Here is an 8,263-nt window from a genome sequence, read left to right as displayed (position 1 = left end):
GCCGAAGCCCGGGAACACCGCTGCTACCACCAATGCGAGGGCCGCAGCTTTAGTCTCCATAGCGGAGTTCTCCTCGTTCTCGACCACCAGGAGCGCGGGGCGGTGCGCGTCCAGGATCTCTCCGCCCGTGCGCCGGAAGGCGGCGGGATCCTCCGGCGGTGCGGCCGCAGATGCGGACGTCGTTGGGGCGGACATAGCGACCCTCTGCCACTTCTCGCTGTGCTCCTGCGGGTTCCTGGTCTGCCTCTGCCACCGGACCGCTCCCCCGCCTGTGATTCGACCGAGGGCGGCCGGGCTCCCGCTGCGCTCAGGGGCGGTTGCCCGGGTGCACGGGGTGCGGCAGACCACGGTACACTGGACCTGAAGCGTGGCTCAAGAGGCCTGGCCGTGGAGGCATACCGCTGCATCCGGAGCAAGCGTGAGGTACGGTCCTTCCTCGCCGCGAAGGTCCCCAGGGAGACCATCGTGCAGATTCTGGAGGCCGGGCGGTGGAGCGGGAGCAGCCGCAACCGGCAACCGTGGCACTTCGTGGTGGTCACGGAGAGGCAGGGCCTCAAGCAACTGGCACGCTGCGGTCGGTTCGCGGCCCACCTGGCCGACGCGGCGTTTGCGGTGGCTGTGGCCGTAGAAGCGGAGCGGGATAGCTTCGACGCGGGCCGCTGCGCGCAGAACATGATGCTGGCCGCCTGGGCGCTGGGAGTGGGCTCCTGTCCCACCGTGATGCACGATGAGGCCAGGGCCAAGGAACTCCTGGGGCTACCTCCCTCCATGAAGCTCGCCGTGGTGGTGGCCTTCGGCCTTCCCGCGAAGAAGCGCAGCCCGGTGGAACGTATCGTCTACCGGGTGTTGCTGCACAGGGGGCGGAAGCCCCTGGAGCAGATCGTCTCCTGGGAGCGCTACGGGGCTGCGTGACCGTCCCCTTGCCGCCGGGCGCGGGGTGATCGTTCCTCCCGCCGCTCGCGCCGCGTGATCGTCCCTACCGCCCCCGCCACTTGACCGTCCCGCCACCGCTCAGCGCAGCGTGCGGAGCAGCGTCTCCTTCCAGCGGGGTACGTCGATGGCCCAGCACACCTCGACGTTGGGCTCCCGGTTCAGCACCCCGTGGCGATCCACCACGGTCATGCCGCGGGTGAGGTCGCTGGCGGTCTCCACCTCCACGAAGTGCCGGCCGCGTGAAGTGCATACCGCCGGGTCCAGGGCGATGCTCATGGTTACCGGATCCGGCAGCGTCAGTCCCGGCTCCCCCAGCCACTCCATAGCCACCCGGATGGCCGTGCGGTTGCAGTCCAGAACGAACCGGGCGTAGGGCGTGCCGATGCGGCGGACCTCTTCCATCCCGGCTTCGTCGAACGCCGCCGGGCCCCGGCAGTGCTCCCAGCCCACCATGAGGATGGGCATCCCCGAGTGAAGCACAATGCGGGCGGCCTCGGGGTCCACCCAGATGTTGAACTCGGCGGCGGGTAGTTCATCCCACCCATGCCGTCGGGGCCGTGGAAGAAGAAGGCCCAGCGGGGCTCGCGTAGCAGCGGCCGGTCGCATCCCACATACACCGGTGTCTCCTGGCCGCACAGCTCGATGGTGTAGCCGGCGTTGCGCGCGCCCATCTCCACAGGCACGTTGCCGGCGACGATGGTGACCGCGTCCACCTGCACGTCCGGCCAGCGGTGGGCCATGAGTAGTGCCACGGCGTCGTCGGAGGCGGTGTCGGTGTCGATCAGGAACCGGCGCACTGCTTCTGGTCCTCCCGACCCATGCCCAGCCTACCCGGCTGCTTACCGGTGTGTCCGGCCGGCCATGAATGCCCGGAAGGCCTCGCCGGTTGGGCGCAGCGTCCCGTCTGGGTTCATCAGCGCCCGGGCCCGTGCAGCGTCGATGCTGAACCACACCGCGTAAGGCAAACGCAGGTCCGCCACCGCCGTCAGCAGGGCCGTGGTCGTCTGCGGGTTGTGGTCGTGCTGGGCGATCTCATTGGTTACCAGCGGAGCCCCAACCGCTGCCGCAGGAGGATGACCGCCTGGCGCAGAGCCTGTGGGTCGGGAATGTACCGGTGGATACTGAGAAAGTCGGCACCGGCGGCCCGGTACTGCGCCAGCAGCGCCCTTCCCCGTGCCAGTTGCTCCTGCACCTGAGTGGGCCGCCTGAAGCTCAGCCCCGTACTCCCGAGGTGTGCCCCGATAGAACAGAGCCGAGTTTTCCTCGTTCTCAACCACCAGCAGGCCAGGGCGGTGGGCGTCCAGGATCTCCCCCACTGTGCGCTGGTAGGCCGCGAGGTCGTCAGGAGTTAGGGCCGGCGCAGAACAGCCCGCCGGGACGACTGTGATGCGGCGATCCAGATCCATGCCCGGAGCATCCAGCATCACGCCAAAGAGGGTGGCCGGTAATTTCTTCAAATTGCGCAACCCGGCCATTCTCACCGCCGAACGTAACGGCTTGATGGTATAACCTTCCGTAGCCTGTACCGGAGAGGCTCCGGCTGAGAAAAGGTGTCGATGCGGGTCCGCCGGGAACCCGTCCGGATGGTTCGTCAGGCGTCAAAGTACAGGGCGAACTCCCACGGGTGGGGCCGCAGCCGCACCGCGTCCACCTCCTTGTGGCGCTTGTAGGCGATCCAGGCGTGGATGAGGTCTTCGGTGAAGACCTCGCCGCGCAGGAGGAAGTCGTGGTCGGCCTCCAGGGCATCCAGCACCTCGGGGAGTGAGGCAGGCACCTGCGGGACCGCGCCGCCGTTGCCGCTGGCCAGTTCGTACAGGTCCACGTCCATGGGCGCCCCGGGGTCTATCCGCTGCTCGATGCCGTCCAGGCCGGCCATGAGCATGGCGGCAAAGGCCAGGTAGGGGTTGCAGGTGGGGTCGGGGCAGCGGTACTCGATGCGCTTGGCCCCCGGGCTGGCGGAGTAGACGGGGATGCGGATGCAGGCGCTGCGGTTGCGCTGGGCGTAGGCCAGGTTCACCGGCGCCTCGTAGCCGGGTACCAGGCGGCGGTACGAGTTGGTGGTGGGGGCGCAGAAGGCCAGCAGGGCCGGGGTATGCCTGATCAGCCCCCCGATGTAGTACATGGCCAGCTCGCTGAGCTGGGCGTAGCCGCGGGGGTCGAAGAACAGGTTGGCGCCCGCCGCCCACAGGCTCTGGTGGGTGTGCATCCCCGAGCCGTTGTCTCCAAACAGCGGCTTGGGCATGAAGGTGACGACCTTGCCCGCGGCCCGGGCCACGTTGCGCACGACGTACTTGTACCAGAGGACGCGGTCGCCCATCTCGGTGAGGGAGGTAAAGCGCAGGTCGATCTCGCACTGCCCGCCGCTGCCCACCTCGTGGTGGTGCGCCTCCACCTCCAGGCCGGCCTCCAGCAGGCGGCGGACCATGCGCGAGCGCAGGGGCTGCAGGGAGTCGGTGGGCGGGACGGGAAAGTAGCCCTCCTTGTACCGCGGCTTGTAGCCCAGGTTGGGCTTCTCCTCCCGCCCGGTGTTCCAGGCGCCCTCCATGGAATCCAGGTAGTAGTAGCCGGAGTGCTGGTTCTGGTCGAAGCGCACGTCGTCGAAGACGAAGAACTCCACCTCCGGCCCCCAGTAGCTGACTTCGGCGATACCTGAGGCCCGCAGGTAGCGCTCCGCCTTCTGGGCCACGAACCGGGCGTCCCGGGTGTAGGGTTCTCGGGTGATGGGGTCGACCACGTTGCAGATGATGGCCAGGGTGGGAGGATCGCCCAGGGGGTCGATGCGCGCGGTGGTCGGGTCGGGGAGGAGGAGCATGTCGCTCTCGTGGATGTGCTGGAAGCCGCGGATGCTGGACCCGTCGAACCCGATGCCTTCCGCAAACAGCTCCTCGCTCAGCTCACCCGCCGGGATGGAGAAGTGCTGCCAGGCGCCCAGCAGGTCCACGAAGCGCAGGTCGACCACCTCCACCCGCTGCCGCTCCCGCACCTCCACGGTCCCCTGGCACAGCTCCAGCACCTCCGCGGCTGTGGTCGGTTTGAGCGTCGCAGGACGCAAACTGGCCTTGGCCATTCCCTACACCTCCCCGGCAGGCGCCTCGCGGTCCCCGGGCTCGCTGCGGCCGGCCGCCGCCAGGGCGGGGAGCCGCTCCAGGAGCTTGTGCAGCTTGATCCCGGTCAGCGCCTCGATCACGGCCGGTAGCTGCGCCACCACCTGGGCCACGTCGCCGGTGATCCGGGAGGCACCGGTGCCCTTCCCGTCGCTGCCCACCACCACGATCTTCTCGGTCCTGGCCAGCGGCTCGCTCACCGCGCGGGCCAGCTGGGGCAGGACGTTGATGAATAGCTCGCTGATGGCCGCCTCGTTGTACCGCCCCCAGGAGTCGGCCTTACGCAGCATGGCCTCGGCCTCCGCCAGGCCCTTCTCCTTGATCACCGCGGCCTCGGCCGTCCCCCGGGCGCGGATCTCCTCGGCCCGCCCCTGCCCCTCCGCCTTGAGGCGGTAGTGCTCGGCCTCCGCCAGAAGTTCCACCTTCTGCCGCTCGACCTCGGCGGGCTTGAGCACGGTGGCCACCAGCTCTTTCTCCCGGCGGAGGATCTCCTGCGCCTGCAGCTCCACGGCCTTCTGCTTCTCCACAATGCCCACCTGCACTTCCTCCGCCTTCACCCGCTGGGCCATCTTGAACCGCTGCAGGTCGTAGCTCAGGTCGGCCTCGGCCCGCTTCTGCTTCACCTCCGCCTCGAAGCCTGCCTTGCTGATCTCCATGTCCCGCCGCGCCGCCTCGATGCGGGTGTCGGCGGCAAAGCGGGCCTGCTGCGCCTCCCACTCCGCCTCCGCCTCGCCCTTCACCGCGTCGCGCTTCACCTGGGCGATGCGGGGGCGGGCCAGCGCCTCCAGGTAGCCCTGACTGTCGGTGACGTTGCGGATGGTCAGGGAGATGATCTCCATCCCCATCTTCCCCAGGTCTTCCGCGGCGGCCTCGCGCACGCGGCGGGCCAGCTCCTGCCGCCCGCGGTAGATCTCCTCTACCACCATGGTCCCCAGGATGGCGCGCATGTGCCCTTCCAGGGTCTGCAGCAGGGTGCGCATCACCTCCTCCCGCGACCGGGAGAGGAACTGTTCCGCGGCCAGGGCGATGGAGGCGTCGTCGCCCTTCACCTTGATCTGCGCCACCCCGTCCACGGTGACGGGGACGGCCATGGCCGTGTATACCTCGGGGGTGCGCACCTCCAGGGTCATCAGCTCCAGGGACATGCGCTGCACCTTCTCTTTGATTGGCCAGACGAAGGTGCCCCCGCCGTGCACCAGGCGGTAGCCCACAGTGCGCTTCCCTCCCCTGGGGTCCGCCACCGTGCGCCGCCGGCCGGAGATGATCAGCACCTCGTTGGGGCCGACCTTCGTGTACCGCAGCGCCCAGACGGCGAAGGCGGCGCCCAGCAGCACCACGCCCGCAGCCACGATCCATCCCACTGCCATGGCTCAGATCACCCTCCCCAGCGCGCTGGTCTTGTCCCTGGCCTGCCCTGCTGCGGCGGGCGGGAGAAGGTCTGCGGCCGCGCCCAGGCCGTCCCGCCATGAGGAGCCGTCCACCTGAGCGCGTAACTCCTCCTCGTCCCGACCGACGTAGAGGACGGAGAAGTCCGCCCGGCCGGGGCAGAGCACCTCGCCCTGGAAGCGGAAGACCGGGAGCAGAACCTGCTCCAGCGTCCCGCCCTCGGCGCCGAAGCAGGGCAGGTGGCCCACCGGCGGGCCCAGGAGCAGGCGCAGCCGCTGTGCTGCGTGCCGTTCCACCTCTTCGATCCGAACTTCGGCGGGGGAGCGCACACGACCCCGGGCCACCAGGCGGTCGGCGACGCGGCGGCGCAGGGGGAGCAGCGCGGCGGCGTCCTCCTCCGCGGGCTGGCGCTCATACACCGCCTCCTCCACCACCAGCGCCCCGTCCATACGCAGGACCGGCAGCCAGAGTTCCCCAGCGGCGAAGGCCGCAACCGGCCGGGCGCAGCGCAGGTCGGCTCCAAGCACCAGGACCTCGGGCCCACCGCCCCGGGCGGCCTCTCCGAACGGCGCCAGGTACTCCGCCAGGCGGCGACGCAGCCGGCCCACCGTCTGCTCCACCAGGTGCGGGCCCCCGGGTATGCGGGCCTCAAACCCCTCCCCCCGGGCGAATACCGGCACGCTGCCGCCGTCGGGCAGCGTGAACCAGTAGCGCGGCAGCGCGCCGCCGCGGCGCAGCCGGGCGAGCTCCACCGATAGCATCTCTGCCAGAAGCGGCAGGTTGCCGGCCTCCAGCCGCATCCCCGCCACCTCTGCCACGTAGATCTCCTTGCGCAGCAGGTCCGGTCGGGGGTTGACCTGGTGGTAGATGGGGACGCGCAGTTCACCCGGGCCGTGGGCTCCCCCGTCGGCGACGAAGAAGTAGCGGGGAGTCGTACCGTTTGGAGAGGTCCCGTCCTGGGAGTTGCGCACCAGCCTGCCGGCAAGCGCCCCCCGGGAGCGCATCCTGGGCGGACCTCCCGGCAGGGGGCCGGCCAGGTGCACGCGTTCGGCCGCCACCTGCCTCTGTCGCTCCCGCCGTGCCGCTCCCTCCACCCGCTCCCGGTGTACGAAGAGCGTGGGCAGGACCAGCCAGGCCGCGGCCAGCAGGAGGAAGAAGAGGACAGCGGCTGTCACCTCGGAGATCATGCTCCCACCTCCCGTCGCATCGCCGGGGGCTCACTGGCGCCCATAACCGGGACCAGTTGCAGTTCCGGGTAGCACTCGATCCCGTGCTCGGGGACGTCCAGCCCCGACAGCTCCTCCTCCGGCGAGGCCCGAAGGCCCATGGTCGCCTTGAGGAACCAGAACATCAGGAACCCGGTCCCCAGGCTCCAGGCCAGGACCGCGCCGATGCTCACCAGTTGCGCCAACATCTGACCTCCGGCTCCGGTAATCAGCCCGCGGACGCCTCCGTAGGTGCCGTCGGCAAAAATTCCCACCGCGAGCAGGCCCCACAGCCCCCCGCCCGCGTGCACGGCGATGGCACCCACCGGGTCGTCCACCTTGAGGACCCGCTCGACGAAGGCGCTCACACCCACCATGATCAGGGCGCCGACGGCGCCGATCACCACCGCCGCCCACGGCGCCACGTAGGCGCAGGGAGCGGTGATCCCCACCAGGCCGGCCAGCGCGCCGTTGCAGGCCATGACCACATCCGCCCGACCGCTGCGGACCAGGGCGTAGTAGAGGGCGGTTACGGCTCCGGCGGTTCCGGCGAGGAAGGTGTTTGTGGCAATCACCGCGGTGCGCAGGTCGGTGGCCGCCAGGGTGCTGCCGGCGTTGAAGCCGAACCAGCCGAAGAAAAGGACAAACGTCCCGGTCACGGCGTAGACCATGTTGTGGCCGGGGATGGCATTGGCCGTGCCGTCACGGTTGAATTTCCCCAGGCGCGGACCGGTCATGGCCGCACCGACCAGGGCCAGCAGCCCGCCCACGGCGTGCACGACGCCGGAGCCAGCGAAGTCCCGCGCCCCCGCGCCCCAGGGCAGGGTTGCCAGCCAGCCCCCGCCCCAGACCCAGTGCCCGTAGATGGGGTAGATAAGCGCGCCGATGAGGAAGCTGTAGGCCAGGTAAGCAGTGATCTTCATGCGCTCGGCCACCGCGCCGGCGACGATGGTCGCCGCCGTGGCGGCGAAGACCATCTGGAACAGCCACAGCATCGCAGCGGAGACGTCGTAGCTCCCGCGGGCCAGGAAGAATCCGGAGAAGCCCGCCAGGGTGCCTCCGGCCTCCAGGCCTGGGGCCAGCCTGGAGCCGCCGAACATCAGGGCGAAGCCGAAGGCCCAGAAGGAGAGCGAGGCCATGCAGAAGTCCATGAAGCTCTTGGTCAGGTAGTTGACCGTGTTCTTGGAGCGGATCAGCCCTGCACCCAGCAGGGCGAACCCCGCCTGCATGAAGAAGACCAGGAAGGCGGCCACCAGCGTCCAGGTGAAGTTGACGGCGGCCTCGGGCTGACGGGCCAGGGTGGCGCTCCCGGACGGATCGGCGGCCAGGGCGGGTGCTGCGGCGGAGCCTGCGACCAGCAGGCCGAGGGCTGCGGCCAGCCACATACGTCCCGCGCGCTCTGGCTTTCCCGGCAAGGCCATCTGTCGTCCCTCCTGTGCCTCTCTCCGCTCCCCGTGCCCCCGCGGACGCTGCCTCTCTCTGCCCCGAGCCCGCCGGGACGTGGCTGATCCGCCGGTACACCGAAAAGCGAAAGGCCGCGACCCCTTCGCTTGAGAGGCGTCGCGGCCTCAGGCCAACTGCACTCTATTTATCCCAAAAAAGTAGCACCTCCGCGGCGGTTGTCAAGAGGGATCC

9 protein-coding genes and 1 pseudogene are annotated in these 8,263 nt (G+C 69.7%); 1 reads left to right on the top strand and 9 read right to left on the bottom strand.

Going from position 1 to position 8,263, the window contains the following annotated elements; all coding sequences use genetic code 11:
* A partial coding sequence (locus QN152_08580; protein ID MDR7539565.1) for a hypothetical protein occupies window positions 1-195 on the bottom strand: 195 nt, incomplete at its 3' end.
* 192 nt (window positions 196-387) lie between these two features.
* On the opposite strand from QN152_08580, the gene QN152_08575 reads away from it, so the two are divergent.
* Window positions 388-912, top strand: a complete 525-nt coding sequence (locus QN152_08575; protein MDR7539564.1) for a nitroreductase family protein — start codon at window positions 388-390, stop codon at window positions 910-912.
* Between the two features lie 99 nt (window positions 913-1,011).
* Here QN152_08575 and QN152_08570 read toward each other — a convergent pair whose 3' ends face one another.
* The 8 genes and pseudogenes from QN152_08570 to QN152_08535 all read right to left on the bottom strand — a co-directional run bounded on the left by QN152_08570 (window position 1,012) and on the right by QN152_08535 (window position 8,049).
* On the bottom strand, window positions 1,012-1,539 hold the full coding sequence (locus QN152_08570) for a nucleoside hydrolase (protein MDR7539563.1): 528 nt from the start codon (window positions 1,537-1,539) through the stop codon (window positions 1,012-1,014).
* Window positions 1,474-1,730: pseudogene (locus QN152_08565) on the bottom strand (nucleoside hydrolase). Before QN152_08565 ends, QN152_08570 begins: the two are co-directional and overlap by 66 nt.
* A 42-nt stretch (window positions 1,731-1,772) precedes the next feature.
* The gene (locus QN152_08560) at window positions 1,773-1,913 is read right to left on the bottom strand and encodes a hypothetical protein (protein MDR7539562.1); all 141 of its coding nucleotides are present in this window, start codon (window positions 1,911-1,913) and stop codon (window positions 1,773-1,775) included.
* Between the two features lie 59 nt (window positions 1,914-1,972).
* The gene (locus QN152_08555) at window positions 1,973-2,125 is read right to left on the bottom strand and encodes a hypothetical protein (GenBank protein ID MDR7539561.1); all 153 of its coding nucleotides are present in this window, start codon (window positions 2,123-2,125) and stop codon (window positions 1,973-1,975) included.
* Between the two features lie 399 nt (window positions 2,126-2,524).
* Window positions 2,525-4,000, bottom strand: coding sequence for a type I glutamate--ammonia ligase (glnA, locus tag QN152_08550; protein MDR7539560.1), 1,476 nt, complete (start codon window positions 3,998-4,000; stop codon window positions 2,525-2,527).
* A 3-nt stretch (window positions 4,001-4,003) separates the two neighbouring features.
* The gene (locus tag QN152_08545) at window positions 4,004-5,404 is read right to left on the bottom strand and encodes an SPFH domain-containing protein (protein MDR7539559.1); all 1,401 of its coding nucleotides are present in this window, start codon (window positions 5,402-5,404) and stop codon (window positions 4,004-4,006) included.
* Between the two features lie 3 nt (window positions 5,405-5,407).
* A complete protein-coding gene (locus QN152_08540; GenBank protein MDR7539558.1) occupies window positions 5,408-6,610 on the bottom strand; it encodes a hypothetical protein in 1,203 nt (400 codons plus the stop codon).
* Window positions 6,607-8,049 carry an ammonium transporter gene (locus tag QN152_08535; protein MDR7539557.1) on the bottom strand — a complete coding sequence of 481 codons (1,443 nt, stop codon included), beginning with the start codon at window positions 8,047-8,049 and terminating at the stop codon, window positions 6,607-6,609. Before QN152_08535 ends, QN152_08540 begins: the two co-directional genes overlap by 4 nt.
* Window positions 8,050-8,263 lie beyond the last annotated feature (214 nt).

It is taken from the genome of Armatimonadota bacterium, assembly GCA_031459715.1.
Classification (GTDB): Bacteria; Sysuimicrobiota; Sysuimicrobiia; order Sysuimicrobiales; family Humicultoraceae; genus Humicultor; species Humicultor tengchongensis.
The sequence above is the reverse complement of the archived record's forward strand: the minus strand, read 5'-3'. Positions and strand labels throughout refer to the sequence as shown.

What these genes read in the sequence shown, in the direction of transcription:
- QN152_08545 (MDR7539559.1), bottom strand. Translation starts at nt 5,404, where the DNA reads ATGGCAGTGGGATGGATCGTGGCTGCGGGCGTGGTGCTGCTGGGCGCC.
- QN152_08535 (MDR7539557.1), bottom strand. Translation starts at nt 8,049, where the DNA reads ATGGCCTTGCCGGGAAAGCCAGAGCGCGCGGGACGTATGTGGCTGGCC.
- glnA (MDR7539560.1), bottom strand. Translation starts at nt 4,000, where the DNA reads ATGGCCAAGGCCAGTTTGCGTCCTGCGACGCTCAAACCGACCACAGCC.
- QN152_08540 (MDR7539558.1), bottom strand. Translation starts at nt 6,610, where the DNA reads ATGATCTCCGAGGTGACAGCCGCTGTCCTCTTCTTCCTCCTGCTGGCC.
- QN152_08570 (MDR7539563.1), bottom strand. Translation starts at nt 1,539, where the DNA reads ATGCGACCGGCCGCTGCTACGCGAGCCCCGCTGGGCCTTCTTCTTCCA.